The 20,767-nt window shown below is 64.7% G+C and carries 25 protein-coding genes, 4 tRNA genes and 1 pseudogene; 17 read left to right on the forward strand and 13 right to left on the reverse strand.

Annotated features, from left to right (window positions below):
- Positions 1 to 105: 105 nt before the first annotated feature.
- From DW306_RS21350 to DW306_RS17275, 7 genes are all read left to right on the forward strand, one after another.
- Entirely contained in the window at positions 106 to 405 is a 300-nt protein-coding gene (locus tag DW306_RS21350) for an HNH endonuclease (RefSeq protein ID WP_168429355.1), read from the forward strand.
- Positions 406 to 407: 2 nt separating this feature from the next.
- Positions 408 to 854: a hypothetical protein gene (locus DW306_RS17250; protein ID WP_136056820.1), complete on the forward strand. Its 447-nt coding sequence runs from the start codon at positions 408 to 410 to the stop codon at positions 852 to 854.
- A 15-nt stretch (positions 855 to 869) separates the two neighbouring features.
- Positions 870 to 1,394 (forward strand): hypothetical protein, encoded by a 525-nt coding sequence (locus tag DW306_RS17255; protein ID WP_136056821.1) that lies wholly within the window; start codon positions 870 to 872, stop codon positions 1,392 to 1,394.
- Complete coding sequence (locus DW306_RS17260; protein WP_168429356.1) at positions 1,387 to 4,119, forward strand: phage tail tape measure protein; 2,733 nt, start codon at positions 1,387 to 1,389, stop codon at positions 4,117 to 4,119. The genes DW306_RS17255 and DW306_RS17260 overlap by 8 nt, the downstream gene beginning before the upstream one ends.
- Positions 4,120 to 4,152: 33 nt before the next feature.
- A complete protein-coding gene (locus DW306_RS17265) occupies positions 4,153 to 4,791 on the forward strand; it encodes a hypothetical protein (protein WP_136056823.1) in 639 nt (212 codons plus the stop codon).
- Positions 4,692 to 5,516 (forward strand): hypothetical protein, encoded by an 825-nt coding sequence (locus DW306_RS17270; protein ID WP_136056824.1) that lies wholly within the window; start codon positions 4,692 to 4,694, stop codon positions 5,514 to 5,516. Before DW306_RS17265 ends, DW306_RS17270 begins: the two co-directional genes overlap by 100 nt.
- A gap of 101 nt (positions 5,517 to 5,617) precedes the next feature.
- On the forward strand, positions 5,618 to 5,971 hold the full coding sequence (locus tag DW306_RS17275; protein WP_136056825.1) for a hypothetical protein: 354 nt from the start codon (positions 5,618 to 5,620) through the stop codon (positions 5,969 to 5,971).
- Between the two features lie 91 nt (positions 5,972 to 6,062).
- Here DW306_RS17275 and DW306_RS17280 read toward each other — a convergent pair whose 3' ends face one another.
- Both DW306_RS17280 and DW306_RS17285 read right to left on the reverse strand, forming a co-directional pair.
- Positions 6,063 to 6,503: a hypothetical protein gene (locus DW306_RS17280; RefSeq protein WP_136056826.1), complete on the reverse strand. Its 441-nt coding sequence runs from the start codon at positions 6,501 to 6,503 to the stop codon at positions 6,063 to 6,065.
- A gap of 416 nt (positions 6,504 to 6,919) precedes the next feature.
- Positions 6,920 to 7,243 carry a hypothetical protein gene (locus DW306_RS17285; RefSeq protein ID WP_240747248.1) on the reverse strand — a complete coding sequence of 108 codons (324 nt, stop codon included), beginning with the start codon at positions 7,241 to 7,243 and terminating at the stop codon, positions 6,920 to 6,922.
- Positions 7,244 to 7,313: 70 nt separating this feature from the next.
- Here DW306_RS17285 and DW306_RS17290 point away from each other — a divergent pair, with 70 nt between their 5' ends.
- Positions 7,314 to 7,577 carry a hypothetical protein gene (locus DW306_RS17290; RefSeq protein ID WP_136056827.1) on the forward strand — a complete coding sequence of 88 codons (264 nt, stop codon included), beginning with the start codon at positions 7,314 to 7,316 and terminating at the stop codon, positions 7,575 to 7,577.
- Positions 7,578 to 7,644: 67 nt separating this feature from the next.
- Here DW306_RS17290 and DW306_RS17295 read toward each other — a convergent pair whose 3' ends face one another.
- From DW306_RS17295 to DW306_RS17320, 6 genes are all read right to left on the reverse strand, one after another.
- Positions 7,645 to 7,854, reverse strand: a complete 210-nt coding sequence (locus DW306_RS17295) for a hypothetical protein (RefSeq protein WP_136056828.1) — start codon at positions 7,852 to 7,854, stop codon at positions 7,645 to 7,647.
- Positions 7,851 to 8,675 carry a hypothetical protein gene (locus DW306_RS17300; protein WP_136056829.1) on the reverse strand — a complete coding sequence of 275 codons (825 nt, stop codon included), beginning with the start codon at positions 8,673 to 8,675 and terminating at the stop codon, positions 7,851 to 7,853. The genes DW306_RS17295 and DW306_RS17300 overlap by 4 nt, the downstream gene beginning before the upstream one ends.
- A 104-nt stretch (positions 8,676 to 8,779) precedes the next feature.
- A complete protein-coding gene (locus DW306_RS17305) occupies positions 8,780 to 9,652 on the reverse strand; it encodes a hypothetical protein (protein ID WP_136056830.1) in 873 nt (290 codons plus the stop codon).
- A 172-nt stretch (positions 9,653 to 9,824) separates the two neighbouring features.
- Positions 9,825 to 9,896, reverse strand: a tRNA-Val gene (locus tag DW306_RS17310).
- Between the two features lie 31 nt (positions 9,897 to 9,927).
- Positions 9,928 to 9,998 (reverse strand) — tRNA-Cys (locus DW306_RS17315).
- Positions 9,999 to 10,051: 53 nt separating this feature from the next.
- Positions 10,052 to 10,123 (reverse strand) — tRNA-Gly (locus DW306_RS17320).
- Positions 10,124 to 10,273: 150 nt separating this feature from the next.
- Between DW306_RS17320 and DW306_RS17325 the strand changes: the two genes are divergently transcribed.
- Positions 10,274 to 10,349: transfer RNA gene (locus DW306_RS17325), tRNA-Val, on the forward strand.
- Positions 10,350 to 10,469: 120 nt separating this feature from the next.
- Positions 10,470 to 10,628 (forward strand): hypothetical protein, encoded by a 159-nt coding sequence (locus DW306_RS21355; protein ID WP_168429357.1) that lies wholly within the window; start codon positions 10,470 to 10,472, stop codon positions 10,626 to 10,628.
- A 28-nt stretch (positions 10,629 to 10,656) separates the two neighbouring features.
- On the opposite strand, the gene DW306_RS17330 is transcribed toward DW306_RS21355, so the two are convergent.
- Entirely contained in the window at positions 10,657 to 11,739 is a 1,083-nt protein-coding gene (locus DW306_RS17330; RefSeq protein ID WP_240747249.1) for a PQQ-dependent sugar dehydrogenase, read from the reverse strand.
- 121 nt (positions 11,740 to 11,860) lie between these two features.
- Between DW306_RS17330 and DW306_RS17335 the strand changes: the two genes are divergently transcribed.
- The 3 genes from DW306_RS17335 to DW306_RS17345 all read left to right on the forward strand — a co-directional run bounded on the left by DW306_RS17335 (position 11,861) and on the right by DW306_RS17345 (position 14,232).
- A complete protein-coding gene (locus tag DW306_RS17335) occupies positions 11,861 to 12,286 on the forward strand; it encodes a GIY-YIG nuclease family protein (RefSeq protein WP_136056832.1) in 426 nt (141 codons plus the stop codon).
- 48 nt (positions 12,287 to 12,334) lie between these two features.
- Entirely contained in the window at positions 12,335 to 12,814 is a 480-nt protein-coding gene (locus tag DW306_RS17340) for a hypothetical protein (protein WP_136056833.1), read from the forward strand.
- Positions 12,815 to 13,068: 254 nt separating this feature from the next.
- Complete coding sequence (locus tag DW306_RS17345; RefSeq protein WP_205814201.1) at positions 13,069 to 14,232, forward strand: DUF1611 domain-containing protein; 1,164 nt, start codon at positions 13,069 to 13,071, stop codon at positions 14,230 to 14,232.
- On the opposite strand, the gene DW306_RS17350 is transcribed toward DW306_RS17345, so the two are convergent.
- The 3 genes from DW306_RS17350 to zapE all read right to left on the reverse strand — a co-directional run bounded on the left by DW306_RS17350 (position 14,198) and on the right by zapE (position 17,212).
- Positions 14,198 to 14,782 carry a type II toxin-antitoxin system PemK/MazF family toxin gene (locus tag DW306_RS17350; protein WP_136056834.1) on the reverse strand — a complete coding sequence of 195 codons (585 nt, stop codon included), beginning with the start codon at positions 14,780 to 14,782 and terminating at the stop codon, positions 14,198 to 14,200. The genes DW306_RS17345 and DW306_RS17350 overlap by 35 nt on opposite strands.
- 19 nt (positions 14,783 to 14,801) lie before the next feature.
- Entirely contained in the window at positions 14,802 to 16,040 is a 1,239-nt protein-coding gene (locus DW306_RS17355; protein ID WP_136056835.1) for an ammonium transporter, read from the reverse strand.
- A gap of 134 nt (positions 16,041 to 16,174) precedes the next feature.
- Positions 16,175 to 17,212, reverse strand: a complete 1,038-nt coding sequence (zapE, locus tag DW306_RS17360) for a cell division protein ZapE (RefSeq protein WP_136056836.1) — start codon at positions 17,210 to 17,212, stop codon at positions 16,175 to 16,177.
- 147 nt (positions 17,213 to 17,359) lie between these two features.
- Here zapE and DW306_RS17365 point away from each other — a divergent pair, with 147 nt between their 5' ends.
- Positions 17,360 to 18,253 carry a sulfurtransferase gene (locus tag DW306_RS17365; RefSeq protein WP_136056837.1) on the forward strand — a complete coding sequence of 298 codons (894 nt, stop codon included), beginning with the start codon at positions 17,360 to 17,362 and terminating at the stop codon, positions 18,251 to 18,253.
- 19 nt (positions 18,254 to 18,272) lie between these two features.
- A complete protein-coding gene (locus tag DW306_RS17370) occupies positions 18,273 to 18,704 on the forward strand; it encodes a SufE family protein (protein WP_136056838.1) in 432 nt (143 codons plus the stop codon).
- Here DW306_RS17370 and DW306_RS17375 read toward each other — a convergent pair.
- Positions 18,688 to 19,842, reverse strand: a complete 1,155-nt coding sequence (locus DW306_RS17375) for an alpha/beta fold hydrolase (RefSeq protein WP_136056839.1) — start codon at positions 19,840 to 19,842, stop codon at positions 18,688 to 18,690. The two genes, DW306_RS17370 and DW306_RS17375, sit on opposite strands and share 17 nt — an antisense overlap.
- A gap of 25 nt (positions 19,843 to 19,867) precedes the next feature.
- On the opposite strand from DW306_RS17375, the gene DW306_RS17380 reads away from it, so the two are divergent.
- The gene (locus DW306_RS17380; protein ID WP_136056840.1) at positions 19,868 to 20,449 is read left to right on the forward strand and encodes a DUF3000 domain-containing protein; all 582 of its coding nucleotides are present in this window, start codon (positions 19,868 to 19,870) and stop codon (positions 20,447 to 20,449) included.
- Positions 20,442 to 20,714, forward strand: a pseudogene (locus DW306_RS17385) (ribonuclease D); the annotation flags it as partial. The gene DW306_RS17380 and the pseudogene DW306_RS17385, both read left to right, overlap by 8 nt.
- Positions 20,715 to 20,767: the final 53 nt, after the last annotated feature.

Here is a 20,767-nt window from a genome sequence, read left to right on the forward strand (position 1 = left end):
GACCAACAGCAGCACAGCAACCCACCCCATCCTCCCCCCTGGCCCCCTCTACGTTCCGTCTCCGGTGCTTGGGATCATCTCTCCCCGTCTTTTTTTTCCACAGGGATGCTGAGCGTGGTTCGGGTTGGGCGAAGCGATGCACTGCGCAAGAAGCACCGTCAGATCATCGCCCGTAGCAAGCCCGCCTGTTATCTCTGCGGGCGTCCGATCGATTTCGCGCTGAAGTTCCCCGACCCGGGGTGCTTCGTGGTCGATCACGTGATTCCGATTGCGAAGGGGGGATCGGATGCGTTGTCAAACAAGAAGGCAGCGCATCATCCACGCCTGCAATTCGAAGAAGAGGGCTCGAGACTACGCGCCGATCATCCGGAGATCCGGGTCGCTCGACTGATGGAAAGGACTTGAAGATGACTGATGAAGTGACACCTGCGACCGTGGCGGCTCAGATCACTCCGCGAACACTGACACAGGCGCAGATCGATACGGAGGTGGCTCGCGCTCTCCGGGACGCGAAGCCTGCCGACTATGACGAAGTGCGCGAACAGGCTGAGGCGGCAAGCGTCCTCGAACGGCAGATCGCCGATCTGGAGCAACAGATCATGGCGACCCGCCGGGAGTCCCTGCGAGTTTCGATAGCCGCTCGGTTCGGGATCTCGGATGACGACCGTGACGTACTGCTTACGGGGACCGACGAGGTGACTCTGCTCATGCAGGCGGAACGTCTGGGCAACTCCACTCGGGCACTCGGGAATGTCGCGAGGCAAGAGGGTCGTCATGTCTCTTCTGGGGGCAGTCGAGCGGATCGCGAGATGCGTGAGTACGTGAACGACCTGTTCGGTAACGACGTTTTCTAAGACTGGGGATATGACATGACAGATATCAAGAAGCTGATCGCGAAGCAGAAGCACTTCGCCGAGGAGCTGCTCGCAGAGGCGAGGGAATACTACGCGGCGACAGGCCCCGTGGAAGTAAAGACAGTCTTTGGCGATACGCCGGTGAAAGTTCTCATGCCGTTCATGTCGCCGAAGGAGTTCGAGAAGCTGACCGACGTTCATCCTCCTCGACCAGCTCATCCGACCGACGCTCCGCTGTGGTTCAACCTCCACGCCGTCGCTCGAAACTACCCGGGTGTTGTTGTCGACTCGGACGACGGGCAGGACGACCTTCGGCGCATCCAGGGAGATGAAATCCGCTACCTGTGGCCCGAGATTTTCGACGAGATGCCGCCCGAGGATCAGCGCAACTTTCACATGGCGGTGTGGGCGATGCACGTCTGGGAGCCGCAGCAGCGTCGTGAGCGGAAGCTGAATCGCGAGGGTGACCCTTTGCCTGAGGATCTGCCTCTGAAGGATCTGATCGATGTCATCGTGGCCGAGGATGCTGAGAATGCCTGACCGGATCGTACGCGTGCGCCTCGCCGCGGTTATCTCTGACTACGAGAAGGGTATGCGCGCGGCGGCTGAGGCAACGCATGCGGTCGGCAGCGAGGCTGAGAAGCTGGCACAGAAGAAGCAGGCGTTCCAGCAGCTCGGCACTGCGGGACTCGCTTTGGGTGCTGTGCTCGCCACGGGTTTCGCCGTCGCCACAAAGGCTTCGATGGATTTCGACGCCCAGATGAGTAGTGTCCAGGCCGCAACGCACGAGACAGCAGCGAACATGGATGAGCTCCGGCAGGCAGCGTTGGACGCTGGCCAATCGACTGTCTACAGTGCCACCGAAGCCGCGCAGGCTATCGAGGAACTGGCGAAGGCCGGAGTGTCGACGAAGGACATCCTTGGCGGCGGGCTCACGGGGGCTCTAGATCTTGCTGCAGCCGGAGGGATCGCGGTTGGGGACGCGGCAGGTATCGCCGCCACGGCGCTGAAGCAGTTCAACCTGAACGGGTCGGACATGGCTCACGTCGCTGACCTTCTGGCTGCTGGCGCGGGTAAGGCGATGGGTGATGTCACGGATCTTGCTGAGGCTCTCAACCAGTCAGCGCTTGTCGCGAAGCAAACCGGGCTCTCGGTCGAGGAGACGACCGCGGGACTTGCAGCATTCGCCGAGCAGGGCCTGTTGGGTTCTGACGCCGGCACGAGCTTTAAGGCCATGTTGCAATCACTCAATCCGACGTCGGCTGCGGCCGCGGATCTTATGAAGAAGTACAACCTTGAGGCGTTCGATGCTCAGGGCAACTTTGTCGGCCTCGCAACCTACGCGGGGAAACTCAAGTCAGGTCTCTCTGGCCTCAGCACGGAGCAGCAGAACTCCACTCTCAAGACGATTTTCGGAGCTGACGCCGTGCGCGCGGCCACGGTGCTGTACCAGAACGGCGCGGAAGGTATCGACGAGTGGACGGCAGCAGTGGATGACCAGGGCTACGCGGCCTCTACAGCGGCTACGCGGCTCGACAATCTCAAGGGTGACGTGGAAGCCCTGGGCGGTGCTTTCGAGACGGCCCTGATCGACTCAGGCTCAGCAGCGAATGACACGCTCCGCACAATGGTGCAGGCAATTTCCGGCCTGATCGGTTTGTATAACGAGATGCCGGCGCCCGTGCAGGCGTCCGTCATGGCTCTTGGCGGTGCTGCGGCGGCTGTCGCTCTGACGGGCGGTGCGGCGTTCCTCGCTGTTCCGAAGTGGTTGGAGTTCAAGGCAACCGTCGAGGCCTCCACATGGTCGATGAAAGGCATTGGGATTACGGCTGGTGTTGCCGGCCTGGCTCTCGGCGGTCTGTTCATGATCGTGGGTGAGCTCGCGGCGGAACATCAGCGAGCTCAGGCGAAGGCTCAGTCGTATGCGTCGACTTTGGCCGATGGCACGCATGAGATCACGGATGCGACGCGCGATCTGATCGCCGAGGGTATCAACGCGAAGCAGGGGGCGTTCCTGTGGCTTGAGGGTAGCTCGATGGCTGACGCGGCCAAGGATCTGGGGCTTTCACTGGACGTTGTTCGGAAGGCGATCGAGGGCGACGCTGATGCGCTCGACGCACTGAACTCGACGACGCAGGAGGCCATCGACGGATACAACGCTTGGGACTCCGAGTCCATCAAAGCGAATAGCTCCGCGGAGTTTCTGCGGCAAACCGTGGAGAAGGAGACGGGCGCGCTTGATCAGGCGGCGCAGGCCGCGCGAGACAAGGCGGAGGCCACGAGCGAGGGCTCATCAGAGGCCGACATTGCTACGGACGCATACCTGGACGAGGCTGCCTCGGTCCAGGAACTGACCTCTCAACTGATGGAGCTCATCGACACGATCAACGAGGCGAACGGCGTCGGTCAAGACGCGATCTCGCAGAATATCCAATACCAGGACTCGCTGGCAGCCGTGCAGCAGGCGATAGCGGATGGTGCATGGGGCCTCGACGAGGCGACGGAAGCGGGACGTCAGAACATGGAGATGCTTGTGGGACTGGCTTCAGACTCGCAGGCCGCAGCCGCGGCACAGCTCGAGCTGGACGGTTCGACTGAGGGTTACATCGCCAGGATGCGTGAGGGTCGCGAGGCGCTTATCAACTCGGCGACGGCCATGGGGTACACCCAAGAGCAGGCAGTGGCTCTCGCCGACAAGGTGTACGCCATTCCGACTGAGGCTGAGATCACTGCGATCATGCACACCGCTGCGGCTCAGACGGCGATCGACAACTTCGTGAACCTGAACGGGAACCGCACGGTCAATGTGTGGCTGAACCCGAAGACGCAGGCGATGAACGATGCTTTCGCGAGCTACCTGCAGGGGCACGCGACTGGTGGTCCGGTGATCGGCCCCGGCACCGGCACGTCGGACTCAATCATTCGACGACTTTCGAACGGCGAGCATGTGCTTACCGCGCGCGAGGTGCAAGCGGCAGGCGGTCACAGTCAGATCGAGGAGTGGCGTGCTGCGCTCGCTGCCGGACCTGGCTCGCAGGCGTCGTTCTATGCGCGACAGGCCGAGCCGGTCTACATGACGGGTAGCCAGATCGGGTCTGGCGGGGGCGGTTGGTCGAGTACTCCCGCGCAGCTACCTCCGATCTACATCCAGTCCCCAGTGACGGGTGAATATCTGCTCGCGCAGACCGTTGATATCGCGGACTCACGCATCAAGAACTACGACGACCGAAACAGCATGATCACTCGTGGCGGACGCCGCCCGTGATGGTTTCCAGGATTGAACTAGAAGGAGTCTCAAATGACTGATCGACTTGTCGCTGTAGATGATGCGAACTACCGCCTGCCCCAACCCGTGCGTGCTGCGCTGTCCCTGGAAGCATCGGATGCAGACACGGAGCTTGGGGGCGAACTAGCGGCCACCTTTCCGAGTCGAGCCGCCCTTGGAATCACAGTCCCGGATGGCGATGGGCTGAGCTTCACGTCGCTTCAGGCCGCTGCTGACGACGCCGCCACGAACGGCACCATGGTGTGGGCGGCGGGCACGATCACGACGAACCAGACCCTGGTGCTGACTTCCGATGCGAACCTCGGTGGGGTGACCATCAACTACACAGGAACGGGTGTGGCGGTTCAGATCGGCTCTGGTACGTCCGGGGCTCTCGTGCTGCGAAAGAAGATCGGTCTACCTCGCGTGTTCAACGCATCGAAGGTCGGCGCTGGCTGGACTGGATCGACCGTGGGCGTACGGGTGATCAACGCGAACACCTGCGAGATCGACGTCCCGCATGTGCAGGGATTCGTGACCGGCCTGAACGTCACCGACAGGGTCAAGGCTCGGTGCACAACACGGTCACGCTGGGCCACCTCGACAACAACAAGGTCAACATGCGCCTGGACGCTGACTCAACCGGCTGGTCGAATCAGAACCTGTACTTGAACGGGAACCTGTCCCACAACTCCGTCGAAGGCGGCGCTGTCGCTGGAGTGCGTCACCTGCAGATCGCGGACGGGCTGGTTCACGACGTCAACAACAACACGTGGGTGAACACGTCCTTCGAGTACATCACCCCGGAGTATCACCTCGACATGGCGGGCTCTGCCAACCAGTTCCTCAACTGCCGGTGGGAGGCCTCGGGTGGCGTGCGGATCCGGTGGCAGGCGACCGCAACGGGCAACCAGATCATGTACGGGTACGGCGCGCGCCTCATCGTCCAGACCTTCGTTGCCGGCGCTGTCAGGAACCACGTCTACCACGAGAACGGCGGTAGCCGCCCGTCTGGTGGTGCAGTCGCGCTTGAGAACACGTCGAGCTCTACATCGGCTGTCGAGTACATCCTCGACCCCGGAGCCACAGTGGGTGCAGCCGATCCTGCCACGGCCTATCGAACGAAGCGCACAGCCGATGGCACGCACCTCAAGCGGGCCAGCGACACCTACGACCGGATGCGGCTCGATCATGTGAACGGTCGCGTCTACTTCGGAAACGGCGCTGCAACTAGCACGGCATATATCGGGGCGATCGGCACGGTTGTTGGGGTCTGGGGACTCCCAACAACCACGACCGCTCCTTCGGCTGGCACCGCAGGGGCACTGCCCGCAACTCCGGCCGGATACCTCACGGTCTACATCGATGGCGTTGAGCGCAAACTCGCCTACTACTGAGCGCCGAGCCGGAACCAAATGAAGGACTCGTGACATGTCTGAAGAACCACGAGAGCAATCGCTAACCTGGCCTGACGCCAACCCAAATCGAGAGGACCGACATGAGCGACGAACGTTCGGACAACTCTGAAGAGATGCCGGCCCCACGAATCAACGAGATTGACGATGCGGGCAAGCGGCTGCCATCGGCCCCAAACCAGGTTGAGCCTCACAATCTCGAGACATGGCGGCGCCTGCTCGCAATCGCGACCGTTGTGGCCGACAAACAGGTCCCCGCAGAGACAGCGAGCCTCGTCACCGATGTCATGGACGTAACGACCTGGGATCAGCCCGAACACACGAAAATCTTTGCCGCAGGAGAGCTTGTCGCCGCGATGATTTCTGCCTGGGCCAAAGAATCCAATCGCACGCCGGCCGAGATCATCGCGCGACTTCGAGACAACTGGGGTATTTGATGTGAGACGCGGGGATCGGAGCCACTTATTCTGGTTCCGATCCCCGTCGATCGATGAGCAGCAGGACGGGGAGCCGGCAGGCCGAAGAGTGCTACCCACCTGTCGCTGTGGCGCGTATTGTGATGGCCTTCAGCCCTGTCATCCGCCGAGCGTACTTTCTACGTGCGCGTCTCCCTGCCCACCAAAGGTTCAGTTCCACTCCCACTTCGGCCGCGGCTTTGACCGCCGTGCCGAAGTCCTCCCCTGACGAGTTCAAGATTGACCTCATCCAGAACACGAAGACACGATCGCTCGCCGGGACGACGGCCATCAGATCGAAGAGGGCCGTTCCGGCGATTCCTCTACTTCGCTTCATGTTCGCTGGCCCGTCGTCCGGCATCAGGTTCAGGGCTGCTCTCACCTCGCGGTACGCGGCATACACTCGATCCTCGCGGGCCATTCGGATTTTCAGAATTTCTCCCACCACAAAGGTGACTGAAGCTACGGCGGCCGCAATGGCGGCCGCGAGCAGGGGAACGCTCACCTCATCCATCCCGTCACTGTAGCTGTCACGTGACTCTGATCTCGAAGACGACGCTAGGCCCCCGAACCGTAGATACCGACGCTGGAACCGCCTCGCTCCCTCCTGCCGTGGTCCGAAATATTGAGCTATCGGTGACAGGCATCTACCGTTCGAGACATGACAACGCATCCCTGTACCTGCGGCCGGTACGAGCCCCTCGAGCCATTGACCGGAGCCGCACCGCCGTGCAGGAGATGCCTTGTGGAGATGGAGTCAGTCCCGACGCAGCGCGGCAACGTGTGGCAATGCACTGGTTGTGGTTCGGTTCAGATTCCCTGACCGTAGGGCGACGGGAGTCGTCGATGGTTGCCGCGTGTCGCCCGAGCATGCCCTCAACGAAGGCACTGAACCAGCCGCCAAGAGCAGGTGCGTCACCGCGCGCGTCATCAGCCGTGCTGTTGCATGTCGACCGCGTTGCCCCACACCCAGCATCGATAGCGGTCGTCACCGGCGCGGAACTCGATTCCTGCGGCGAGTGGTGTGGATCGCATGAGCTTCGCATCAACACGGATCGATTCCGGGCCGAAGCGTACCCAGGCCTTCACGCGGCGCTGCAGAGCGTGCGGATACACCGTGACAGGCTGATTGCGTACGTCGAGCTCGCGATCGGTGAGTGACTGCAGAGGGCCAGATCGAGCGGCAGACTTGATCGCAGACTCAGCCGACCGCATGTCATACGTCGCCTGCAAACTCGCACCCGGATTTCCCACGCCGGCTTCCTCCTTCCGGCCATCACTCGAGGGTAGCAAGATTCGAACATGTGTTCTATCGTCTTAACCCATGAGCACGCCAACCATCGAACACGCAGCAACCATATGGATGGTCAACGACATCCCCACCCGGATGGTCTACGCCGGCCGACGGTGGCGTGTCAGCGACACCCCCACACGGCTCCGACACTCATCCTGGACAGTGCCACTCCACGAGGCCCACAGTGGCCTCTACGGCTGGAGATTCCAAGGGACGGACGTCGACGGCCGGTCACTCGTTTTCGACGTCTACAAGGCCGAGGACGGCTGGAACGTGCACCGCACGTATGAGTGAGGGTGATCCCAAGATGTCCGACTGAACTGTCGCGCCTGCGAGCCGAAACGGTCGGCCGTTCACCGGGTTAGGCCTTGTTGAGACGAACCACCTGAGGCTTATCGACAACTACCGAAATACGCTTGTCGTTGTTGATCCACCTAAGTAGTGCCCTGCGGCGTGCAGCTTGAACTTCTTCAGGGAGCGCTTGCTCCGCTCGGACAGCCTGGACTGCATCTTGGTAGGCCTGGGCCATTTCTGGGGACCGAAACTCGCGTCCATCGACGATCGTGCTCATGCTGCACCCCCTTCTTCCTTCATGGTACTCCTGGACTCCGACACTTGGAGGATTGACCGGCGCTCAGTGGTCGACAGCGATAAGCCCTCGGCCGCGGCCAACATTCTTGCCATCACCACGATGTTGTCTCTGTCTTCTCGCGATAGCCCCTCTGCCTCCAGAGTGTTTGCTGTAAGCATCCCAAACGCCATGCCTCCCGCTCGCACAGGTGCGGAAACGAAACACCTGTAGTCGCGGCCAGGCAGATCCACATCCGTCCGAAGTACAGCCGAATCCAACTCATCGATCAGAGACCAGACCTCTGCGTGGTCGGGATTGCTCTCATCGAACAGAGTCGTAAACTCATCCGTTCTGTTCTTTTGCGACACCGGTTTTGGTCTCATCACTCGCGAGGGCGCTAGCAAGTTCTCCACGCGAAAGTAGGCGATACGTGGCGCATCGTTCTGGAGGAGATCCGATGCTCGGTCGATAACCTCCTGTCGAAACCCGCTGAGCTCACTCCTCCGGTCGGGCAAATCCATCGTGGCGAGCTGCTGTAGCGAGTTCAAAGTCGGGAGAAAGGCGCCGTTGGTGGCGGTGGCGATACGAATGCGCTCGGCTGAGAGCTCCTCCTCCAGAGTCTTGGCGGCCGTCTCCTTGATCCGCTTTGCAGCATCGTCGCAGAACCACGAGATGAAGGTGAGGACCGCAAGGACTCCACCGCCTATACCCGTACCTAGCTTCAGCCCCACGGCGGTGGAGTCCAAAATTGCGAAGTACGCCAATAGTCCTGACGTCACCCCGACGACGGCGATCAGGATTCGAACGATGACGATGGTCACCCGATGAGCCGCGATGCTCAAAATTCTCTGCCCCACACTGATGACCTTGCCATAGAGTCGGGCCGAGAAAGGACCTGTGTCCCGTAACCAGCCGCTGGCTCCATCTATTTCAGTGGTGGAATAGGCGTGAAACCGGCCTGAGGAGAACCGACCTGGAGCTTCACCAGAGACTCGCGGTCTCGGAACGCGTTCCACGTGCGGAAGAGGTAGAAGAGCGCCTGGCCGGGCAGGATGCGCCGCGAAGCCCCCGCCTGCAAATCATTCGCCACCCGCCGTGAAAGCGTCAGGAAGGGGTCTCCTGGACCGTCCTGGATGCCGTCCCGGATGCGGTTAAAGAATTCTGCCGCGTCGTCGACGTCGATCTCGGAGAACTCGAGGAAGGCCACCCCTAGGGCACTGACCGGTAGTCGAAGGTAGCGGTACATCCCCCGTGCGTGACGAGCCGCCATCTCGATGTTGGGAATGGACAGCACAGCCTCAGCCATCTCGCCCTTGGTGAGCCCGGAATGTCCCCCAAGGTTCGACGCGGCGTGCTTGACGTCGCCGGCCTTGAACGCCGTGTGGAGGCGCGCGATGGCGCCTACATCCTTTGCATCGGCTCGATCTGCGAGCCCAGTAATGACGAGCATGTCCCCTGTGTTGCGTGCCGATCCCGAGTCCAACACGACGAGCGCGTCTTCGCTGATCCCCCGGACGACGAGCACCCATGCGCCCTTACCTGCCGCCACGATCGCCTGACACCGATTCTGACCGTCGATCAGGCGTCCCTCGGTGTCGAACTTGATCGCCTCGCCGGTAACGACCCAACGGTCGCTCTGGATGTCCCGCACGTACCCGTTGATACGGCTCTTACGCATGTTCCGGTTGCGGTCGATGTTCACCGCGAGCCACCCCACGGCCATCTCCGGAGTGACGAAGACGTACTCGGCTGATTCGCCGGCTGGGCCGTGCGCGACGGTCGCTGTCTGCTTGGTCATGTTCTACCCCTTGGTCATGCGGGCTTCACGATGATCCCGCTGGTGAGATCAAGTTGTAACCAAGATTTTTTCGAGCCGCACTATTGCACACGACACCCGGAAGATGTTGCACGGATGTTGCACGCACTCCCCCGGACACGAAAAAACCCCCGGAAAACCGGGGGTTTGTCTGTGCGCGATACTGGGATCGAACCAGTGACCTCTTCCGTGTCAGGGAAGCGCGCTACCGCTGCGCCAATCGCGCCTGTACAGGCTTTTCAGTTTTGTCTGCGACGAGGTGGCGACGGGATTCGAACCCGTGTAAACGGCTTTGCAGGCCGGTGCCTAGCCGCTCGGCCACGCCACCGTGTGGATTGACCCCACGTGCTTCGAGTCTCCGAGAGAAACTCACTGCACTCGAGCGGATGACGAGATTCGAACTCGCGACCCTCACCTTGGCAAGGTGATGCGCTACCACTGCGCTACATCCGCATTCGTTCCCGGTTGACCCGGGCACTCATGAAACATTAGCCGATGATCGGCGAGTGTCCAAACCGGAATCGAATCCCGCGCGTGTCCGCCGGAGTGGTCCTCGCGGCCGTCGAGCGTCGGGTAGTATCTGTTGACGTACCCCACAGGTATGGGCGATTGGCGCAGTTGGTAGCGCGCTTCCTTCACACGGAAGAGGTCATCGGTTCGAGTCCGGTATCGCCCACCACATCACTCCACCGCACGCGATGGATCTGCGCCGCTCCTCATGTCAACACCCTTGAGCGACATCTCCGCACGTCATAGGACTGACTCGACATGCACGACGTCGCGAGTAGAGGAGCAACCCATGAGCAGCACCGAAGGCCGCCCCGTGAAGGACAGCGACTACACCGGACCGGATGACGACATCGCCTCGGGCAATCTCTCCGACGAGGACTTCGCACGCCCGAAGGAGTCCTCGCCGCGTCCTGTGGGCGACGAGGAGCCGGACGAAGACGGCTCCTGATTCCGAGGCCCCGCGGTGAGGTGGGCGCTCAGTCCACCGGGATCCTGATCACCTGATCGTCATCCTCCCCCGGGTCTCCTCGTCCGTCCGTATTGTTCGTGAGAACCCAGACCGCCCCGTCCGGCGCGCGCACCACGTCGCGGAGTCGGCCGTGTTCGTCGACGAGATGCTCGCGCGACGCGCCGAGATCGTCGAGCGGAACCTCGCGGAGGCGCTCACCCCTGAGGTTCGCGATGAGCACCGCTCCGCCGACGATCGCGATCCCGCTCGGGCTGGCGTCATCGGGACTCCACTGCTGCACGGGGTCGATGAATCCGTCCCGATCCGCCTGGCCTTCGACCTCCGGCCAGCCGTAGTTGCCGCCGGGCTCGATGACGTTGAGCTCATCCCAGGTGTCCTGACCGAACTCGCTGGCGTAGAGCGTGCCCTCGTCGTCCCAGGCGAGCCCCTGCGGATTGCGATGACCGTAGCTGTACACGAGCGAGCCGCCGATGGGATTGTCCGCGGGCACGTCGCCTTCCGGAGTGAGCCGCAGGATCTTTCCCGAGAGCGAGTCGAGATCCTGGGCTCTCGACGGCTCCCCCGCGTCGCCCACCGTGGCGTAGAGCATCCCGTCCGGACCGAAGGCGATTCGTCCACCGTTGTGATTGCCGGCGGCCTCGATGCCCGAGAGGACGTGCTCCGCCTCTCCCAGCCCGAGGCTCCCTGGGGCACCGGTGAGCTCGAACCGCTCGATGCGATTCTCATCGGCACCGGTCGAGTACGCGTACAGGTAGTCGTCCTGCACGGAGATCCCCAGCAAACCCCCTTCTCCCCGCGGCGCGACGCCGTCGACGACGCCGACCTCCCGCACCTCGCCGCCGTCGGTGAGTTCGAGGATCCGCGCCGAATCCCGCTCGCTGATCAATGCCACGTCGTCGTAGAAGGCGATCGACCACGGCGCGTCGAGGTCGCTCGCCACGACCGATGTCTCGTCCGGCGCCAGGGGCGAGGCGCTGCTCGTCGCGCTCGGCGATCGAGACGGGGCGGGCGACGCCGCGCACGCCACCAGCGCGATGAGAGCGGATGCCGTCGCCGCCGCGACCACGCCCCGCCGTGTCCACGCTCTCATGCGCTCTCCCTTCGTCCGCTCGCCTCTCTCCGACACTAAGCGGCCACTCCGCCCGCCGGAACCCTCGACCCCGATTGCTCCCTGTGCGACGGTGTCCGAGGTCCCACGTATCGTTCCTGCCGTGCCGACGCTCCGTGACCTCCCAGGGCCCTGCCACCTCTGCGGTGGTCGCTCCGGCTCGCGCATCGGCAGCGCCTGGATCTGCGCCGCGTGCGGCTGGCGATACGGCGACGTGCCCGACAGCGATCTCCCGCTGCCGCAGATCGAGGTCGTCTACTACCTGCGATACGACCGCCGGGTGAAGATCGGCACGAGCAGACGTCCCCGGCAACGGCTCGCCAGCATCCGGCATGACGAGCTCCTCGCGTTCGAACGCGGCGGCCGACCCATCGAGCAGCAGCGGCACCGCGAATACGCCGGCATCCGAGAAGGCGGCGAATGGTTCACCCTGACGGACGACCTGCGCACCCACATCTCCGGTCTCCGCGCGGCGGGCGAACCATGGCAGCTCTACGCACGCTGGCTGAGCGAGGCTCTGCGCGGGTGAGAGCCGCCGCGTAGGCTTTTCTGACGACAGCCGGAGGAGGACGCATTCATGGAACAGAAGAACGAACGAGGAATCTCTCGACGCAGTGTGGTCGCTGCGGCAGCTTGGTCGACGCCCCTCGTCGCGTTGGCGATCGCAACCCCGCTCGCGGCCGCGAGTACGGCTGGCGGCACTCTGTTCGTGACCGGCAACGCTTTCGGCGGCGCAGGCATCTTCCTCAACGGCTCGAACTACAACGGAGCCGGGGCGAGCGGAGATTACCCGCCCGGTTCGGTCACGCTGACGTTCGTCCTCCCCCCGGGTGTGAATTTCACCGTCTCGGCGCCGGGATCGTGGCTGGTCACGGAATCGGGGAACACGGTCTCCATCTCGAACGGAGTCGCGTTGACGCCGCAGGAGACGGGCGACCTCGGCGCCTTCTCCATCACGGGCGACTTCCCTCAGGGAAGCACCTACACCGTGACATCGTCACCGGCCGGACTCGATGTGCAGTACGTCGGCAACGTCGGGGGCGGAGTCTTCGCCTGAGCATGGAAACCCGTGAACGCCGAGCATCGGGCCGCCTCACGCTGAGAAGCGACCGGATGGTCTGCGGGACGGCGGTCGCACGGTGACGTCCCCCGATTCGGATTGCCGCCCGCTCGCGGCTGAGTCCCAGACCACCCTGCTACGGTGAGAGAGCCGGCAGCTCGCCGGCGTCAGGGAAGACTTCTTGTCGACCAACGGGCCGTCTCGGCCATTTCGTTCTCCGTCGCCTCCTCTGTGCGAGTCCGAGGAGAGCCATGTCTCACCCAGCCCTGCCCGTCGATCCGACCGTCACGTCCGCGCACGCGTGGGCCGAGCCCATCCCGCTGCCCGCCGGCACGACCGCGGTGATCTACTGCGAGGGCCAGTTCGGTGAGCAGGACGGCAAGACGGCCAACGGATTGGTCCGTCACTCCGAGAAGTACGACATCCTCAGCGTCATCGACAGCACTCATGCGGGCGCGGATGCCGGGATGTTGCTCGACGGCGCGGCCGTCGGCATCCCGATCCTCGACGGCCTCACGTCGGCGATCGCGCACGCCGGATTCGTCCCCGACTACCTGATCTGCGGCGTGGCGCCGGCCGACGGCCTGCTCTCCGCAGACCAGCGCACGGTGCTGCTCGACGGGATCGCCCGCGGGATGCACATCATCAACGGCCTGCACGAGTTCCTGACGGATGACGCGGAGTTCGTCGCGGCGAGCCTGCTCGCCGGCGTCACGATCACCGACATCCGTCGCCCGAAGGAGAAGAAGGACCTCCACCTCTTCTCGGGGCGCATCTTCGACGTCACCTGCCCGCGCATCGCCATCCTCGGCACCGACGGCGCGATCGGCAAGCGCACGACCGCGACTCTGCTCGTCCGCGCGCTGAACGACGCCGGCATCCACGCCGTGATGGTGGGCACCGGACAGACCACGATCATCCAGGGCGGCAAGTACGGCGTGGCGCTCGACGCGCTCGTGCCGCAGTTCTGCTCGGGCGAGGTCGAGAACCAGGTCGTCGCAGCTTTCGAGGGCGAGGATCCCGACGTCATCATCGTCGAGGGTCAGGGCGCGCTCAGCCACCCGGCCTACATCACGTCGGCGCACATCCTCCGCGGCAGCCAGCCCGCCGGAGTCATCGTGCAGCACGCCCCCGGGCGCACGGTTCTCGGCGACTTCCCGATGGTGGCCATGCCCACCGTCGAGAGCGAGGTCGCCCTGATCGAAGGCTTCGCAGACACCCGCGTGATCGGCGTCACGGTGAACCACGAGAACCTCTCGGCGGATCAACTGGGCACGGCGATCGACGAGATCGAGCTGAGCCTGGGCCTCCCGGCCACCGACCCGCTGACGAGACCGCTCTCCGAGCTCGTCGAGATGGTGCTGCAGGCGTTCCCCGCTCTCAGCCCGCTGCAGCCCACCCGTAGCGGCGTGTGAGCGCACCTGCGACCCTGTCGTAGAGCCTGCGATCGAGCACGGCGGCCTCCCTCCGGAGGCCGTCCTCGTGCACGCTGTAGAGCTGCTCGATGTCGACCCAGGATTCTCGTCCCTGCGAGTCCCAGGCTCCTGACCCGATCGTGAGGAAGTCGCGGTCGCCGTCGTGGGCCTTGCTCGTCATACGGACCGCGTAGACCCGATCCGCCGACTCCCGGCCGATGACGAGCACCGGTCGATCCTTGCCGCGGCCGTCGTTCTCCTCGTACGGCACCCAGGTCCAGACGATCTCCCCGGCATCCGGTGCGCCGTCGCGCTCCGGCGCGTAGGCGACCTGCAGGCGCTCGATGCGATCCGGGTCGATGCGGATCGTCGCCGTCCCGCTGCCGCTCCCCCGATCGTCGTGCCCGGCGCCCGCCTGCGACGTGGCGGAGGGCCGCAGACGCGCGACCGGGCCCCTCGGACGAGCTGTCGTCCGAGGGGCCCGGTTCGATCCCAGCGCGTTCTTCAGGATCTTCGCGAGTGCTGCCAGGATGCCGTCGGTGTTGCTCACACGGTCACCCTAACCGCTGTCACGCGTCGGTGAGCGCGTAGCCCTCCTCGCCGTGGACGACCGAGTCGACACCGGCGATCTCGTCTTCGTTCGTGACACGGAAGCCGATGGTCTTCTCGATCGCGAAGCCGATGATGAAGGCGACCACGAAGGAGTAGATCAGCACGCCGAACGCGGCGATCACCTGAACGGCGAGCTGACGAGCGTCACCGCCGACGAACAGGCCGGTGTCGGTGGCGAAGAAGCCGAGGTACAGCGTTCCGATGACACCGCCGACGAGGTGGATGCCGACCACATCGAGCGAGTCGTCGAAGCCGAGGCGGAACTTCAGCTCGACCGCGAGAGCGCAGACGATACCGGCGACCGCACCCAGCAGCAGAGCCCAACCCGGCGTCAGGTTGGCGCAGGCGGGGGTGATGGCGACGAGACCCGCGACCGCACCGGAGGCGGCACCGACCGAGGTGGGCTTGCCGTCCTTGATCTTCTCGATCAGGATCCAGCCGAGGATGGCCGCAGCCGTGGCGCCGAGGGTGTTGAGCCCGATGAGCCCGACACCGCCCATGTCCTCTGCGAGCCACTCCGCACCGGCGTTGAAGCCGAACCAGCCGAACCACAGCAGGGCAGCGCCGAGCAGCGTCAGCGGCACGTTGTGCGGCTTGAGGATGCCCTTCTGGAAGCCGATGCGCTTGCCCAGGACGATCGCCAGGGCCAGGGCCGCAGCACCCGCGTTGATGTGCACCGCGGTACCACCGGCGTAGTCGATGACGCCGATACCGCTGTCCTCGCCGAAGAGCGTGGTGCCGAGGTTCATGATCCAACCGCCGCCCCAGACCCATGCGGCGACCGGGAAGTAGCCGACGGTGGCGAAGACGCCGGCGAAGATCAGCCAGCTGCCGAACTTCGCGCGGTCGGCGATGGCGCCGGAGATCAGTGCGACCGTGATGACCGCGAAGGTGGCGCCGTAGGCGACACCGAGCAGGGCGACGTTCGAGCCCTCACCCGAGGCGAGGCTCGAGAGGCCGAAGTCGGCGAACGGGTTGCCGGCGAAGGCGGTCGGGCTGTCGACGGCGCTCATCGAGAAGCCGAAGAGAATCCACAGCACGGCGACAAGGCCGATCGAGCCGAAGCTCATCATCATCATGCTGACGACGCTCTTCGCCTTGACGAGACCGCCGTAGAAGAAGGCGACGCCAGGCGTCATGAGCAGAACCAGCGCTGTCGCGGTGATCGCCCACGAGATGTTGCCGGGAGCATCCATAGGAAAACCTCACATCCGAAGTAATTGAGAGCTTCAGTGTGACGACGCGCGGTTTCGCGCATGGGTGAGGTTTGTTTCGTGACTGTTACAGGAGGGCCCTGGGTGTGAACATCGCGTTACACGGGCCTGCGGGGTCACGCAGAATGCGTCAGCGCGTTCAGTCGCGAGATGGCGCGCAGGTACTTCTTGCGGTATCCGCCGGCGAGCATCTCGTCGGAGAAGACCGAGTCCAGGCCGAGGCCCGTGGCGATGATCGGGATCTGCGCGTCGTACACGCGATCCACGAACGCGACGAAGCGCAGCGCCTCGGACTGGTCGGTCAGTTGACGCACGTCGCGGAGACCCACCTGGGTGAGTCCGTCGATCACGCGGATGTACCGCGACGGGTGCACCTGCGCCAGGTGACGGATCAGGTCGTCGAACCCGTCGTCGGATGCCGTGCCGGAGGCTCCCGCCGTCTCGCGCGCGGCGTCGTAGGCGTCGGCGTCGAGCACGACGGCGTGTCCGTCGAGAGCGCGCTGCCGGAAGTCCACCCCGTCGATGCGGATCGTCTGGAAGCTGTCCGACATCGCATGGATCTCGCGGAGGAAGTCCTGAGCGGCGAAGCGCCCTTCGCCGAGAGCGTTCGGCGGGGTGTTGGATGTCGCCGCCAGGCGCGTCCCGGTGGGGACGAGCTCTCCGAGCAGACGCGTCATGACCATGGTGTCGCCCGGGTCGTCGAGTTCGAACTCGTCGATGCAGAGGAGATCAGCGCCCTTGAGCAGGTCGACGGTGTTCTTGTATCCGAGCGCCCCGACCAGCGCCGTGTACTCGATGAACGAGCCGAAGTACTTCCTGCGGGCGGGCATCGCGTGATAGATCGACGCGAGCAGGTGGGTCTTGCCGACGCCGAAGCCGCCGTCGAGGTAGACGCCCGGCTTGACCTCGGGCTCCTTCTTTCCGCGGCTGAAGAACCCGCCGCGCTTCACCGGACCTCCGCGACCCGCGAAGCGGATGAGCGTCTCCTTGGCCTCCTCCTGCGAGGGATAGGCGGGATCGGCGCGGTAGCTCTCGAAGGTCGCGGTGTCGAACTGCGGCGGCGGCACCAGACTCGCGAGCATCTCGGGTCCGCTGACGGCGGGCTGACGCTCGGTGAGGTGCACGATTCCCGTGCGGCTGGTGGTCTCGGTCATCACGGTCCTGAATCAGGCACGGGCCTGTGTCGAAGTCTTACGAATCGGGAGACGGGCACCCGAAGGGGATCTATCGTCGAAAGGGACGCCTCAACACTACGCCGTCCGCACCTGCCCGCTCGTCCGCTCAACGCTTCGGAGATCCCCATGGCCATCGAGATCGATTCCTCCTCCCCCAAGTTCGCCGAGTACGCCGAACCCGGTCGCCTGGTGACGACCGAATGGCTCGCGGAGCGGCTCGGAACGCCGGGTCTCGTCGTGGTCGAATCCGACGAGGACGTCCTGCTCTATGAGACTGGCCACATCCCCGGCGCGGTGAAGGTCGACTGGCACACCGAGCTCAACGACCCGGTCGTGCGCGACTACGTCGACGGCGAGGGATTCGCCGCCCTCCTGAGCCGCAAGGGCATCTCCCGCGACGACACCGTGGTGATCTACGGGGACAAGAACAACTGGTGGGCCGCCTACGCGCTCTGGGTGTTCTCCCTCTTCGGTCACGAGGACGTGCGCCTGCTCGACGGCGGACGCGATCGCTGGATCTCGGAGGGGCGCGAGCTCACCCGAGACGCGACGAACCGTCCCGAGACGGAGTACCCGATCGTCGAGCGCGACGACTCGATCATCCGGGCGTACAAGGAGGACGTGCTCGACCACATCGGCAACCCGCTGATCGACGTGCGCTCCCCCGAGGAGTACAGCGGTGAGCGCACGACCGCTCCCGCCTACCCGGAGGAGGGCACGCTGCGCGCCGGCCACATCCCCACCGCGCAGAGCGTGCCGTGGGCCAAGGCGGTCGCCGAGGACGGCGGCTTCAAGAGCCGCGCAGAGCTCGATGCCATCTACCGCGACGGTGCCGGGCTGAAGGACGGCGACGACGTCGTGGCCTACTGCCGCATCGGTGAGCGGTCCAGCCACACCTGGTTCGTGCTCAAGCACCTGCTCGGCTTCGAGAACGTGCGCAACTACGACGGTTCCTGGACCGAGTGGGGCAGCGCCGTGCGCGTCCCGATCGTCACGGGAGCCGAGCCCGGCTCGCTCTGACCGTGTGAGAATGGCAGGGATGAGCGCCAGCGACCTTCCCGACATCCTCGCCGACATCCGCGACGGCTTCCTCGAGACGCCCGAAGCCGATCGGCTGCTGCTCCTGCTGGAGTACTCCGACGAGCTTCCGGCCGTCTCCGAGGAGGTCGCGAACCACCCGGAGATGTGCGAGCGCGTCGCGGAGTGCCAGTCGCCGGTGTACATCTACGTCGAGGTGAACGACGACATCGTGACGATGCATGCCACGGCACCGGTGGAGGCTCCGACCACCCGAGGTTTCGCCAGCATCCTCGTGCAGGGACTCACCGGACTCACGTCCGACGAGGTGCTCGCCATCCCCGACGACTATCCGCAGTCGATCGGCCTCACCAAGGCCGTCTCGCCGCTGCGGATCGGCGGAATGACCGGCATGCTGATGCGCGCGAAGAAGCAGGTCAGGCAGAAGCGCTGAAGCCCTGCGCGTCGAGCCAGCCGGTGATCGCCCTCGTCCAGCCCTCCTGGTCGTAGTTCCAGATCTTCGTGTGGCGGGCGACGCTGAACTCCGGCATGGTCACGAGATCGGGCCGCGCCTCCTTCAGCGCCGATGACGAGTCGATGGGCACGAAGCCGTCGTCCACGCTGTGCAGGATGAGCATCGGCGCCGTGAGCTCCGCGGCCCTCGCCACCATGTCGAGGCGGTCGAACGAGATCGCATCGTCCGCGCCGCTGATGCGTGCGGTGAGAGGGCGCTGGAGCGCACTCATCGCCAGCTCGGGAAGGGGTGCACGGACACCGGCGATCCGAGCCTGGTAGCGCAGCACCGCGCGCCAGTCGATCACCGGGGATTCGAGGATGAGCCCGACGATGCGGTCTCGGTAGCGGGAGCCGACCGCTGCCTGCAGTGCGACCGCGCCGCCCATCGACCATCCCATCAGGATGACGCGCTCGGCGCCGTGACGGAGTGCGTAGGCGATCGCGGAGTCGACATCCCGCCATTCGGACGCCCCGAGAGCATAGGCACCCGCACGGCTGCGCGGCGCCTCCCCGTCGTTCCGGTACGACACGACGAGGTTCGGGAAGCCGGCAGCGTTCAGCACGGGCACCGCCCGAAGGCATTCGACGCGCGTGGCGCCCCGGCCGTGCACCTGGATCACCCAGGTCGACGATGCGCCGGGGAAGAACCAGGCGGGGCAGGGCCCGGCCGGTGACCCGATGAGCACGTTCTGCCAGGGCAGATGAAGTTCACTCGGCGAGGCGTAGTAGAAGCCGCTGAACGCCGCCCCTCGATCCACGCGGGCGCCGGTCTCGATCTTCGTCAGCAGCTTGCGTCGCACACGGGTCGCGTCGGCGCTGAGCACGGCACCGAGCTTCACGTAGCCGTACGTGCCGGTCGTGAAGAGCCCGTACCGACCGGGCAGCTCCGTGTTGACGGTTCGCTCCAGCTCGATCGTCTGGGCACCGGTGTCGACCGCGAGGATCTGCGTGTCGACCGGTCGGCGCATCGGAGTGACGACACGCCGCGCCACGCCGAAGACGAGGAACGACAGCGCGGCCCCGACGGCGAGCAGCGCGGGGACAAGGAGTGCAACGGCGTGCCTGAGACTCTTCATCGCCTCCTGACTCTAGCCTGTTGCCGTGACCGCACATCCCGAGGTCGGGACCCCTTTCGACAGCGCCACGGCCGAATTGCGCGAGACCGCGTTCCGCGATGACATCACGGTGCGCGAGATCCCGACGCCGCAAGGCCTGGCGCCGTTCGCCATCGCGCTCGCCGCCGACGTGCGTCCGGAGGGCGACGGGGAGTCGGTCTACGGCACCGGCCGTTTCGTGCTGCTCCATGATCCCGATGAGCCCGGCGCCTGGGGCGGAGCGTGGCGCATCGTGATCTTCGCGCAGGCTCCCCTGGAGAACGAGATCGGCACCGATCCCCTTCTTGCCGACGTGACGTGGTCCTGGCTCGTCGATGCACTCGACTCGCGGGACGCCGTCTACCACTCGGCGTCCGGCACGTCGACCAAGACGCTGTCGAAGGGATTCGGCGGCCTCGCCGTCGAAGGCGACGGTGCACAGATAGAATTGCGGGCGTCCTGGACACCAGAGGGCCCGTTCCGACCGCACGTCGAAGCATGGGCCGAACTGGTCGGAATGCTGGCGGGACTTCCGCCGGGCTCCGAGGGCATCGCCGTGCTCGGCGCGCGAAAGGCTGTACGTGACTGAATACTCCGTGATCTCGGATGCTGTGGAGTTCCGGGCGGCGTGCGCCGTGCTCGCTGCCGGCACCGGGCCGGTCGCCGTCGACGTCGAGCGGGCGTCCGGCTTCCGCTACTCCCAGCGCGCCTACCTGGTGCAGGTGTTCCGTCGCGACGCGGGCGTGTTCCTGTTCGATCCGCCGGAGCTCGGCGACTTCTCGCCGCTCCAGGAAGCGATCGGCGGGACGGAATGGGTGTTCCACGCCGCCAGCCAGGATCTTCCGTCGCTGCGCGTGCGACGATACGCCGTCGTGCCCCGCTGACGCGGGGCCCCTTCAGACGGCCA

The organism is Microbacterium sp. K24 (genome assembly GCF_004794465.1).
GTDB lineage: Bacteria > Actinomycetota > Actinomycetes > Actinomycetales > Microbacteriaceae > Microbacterium.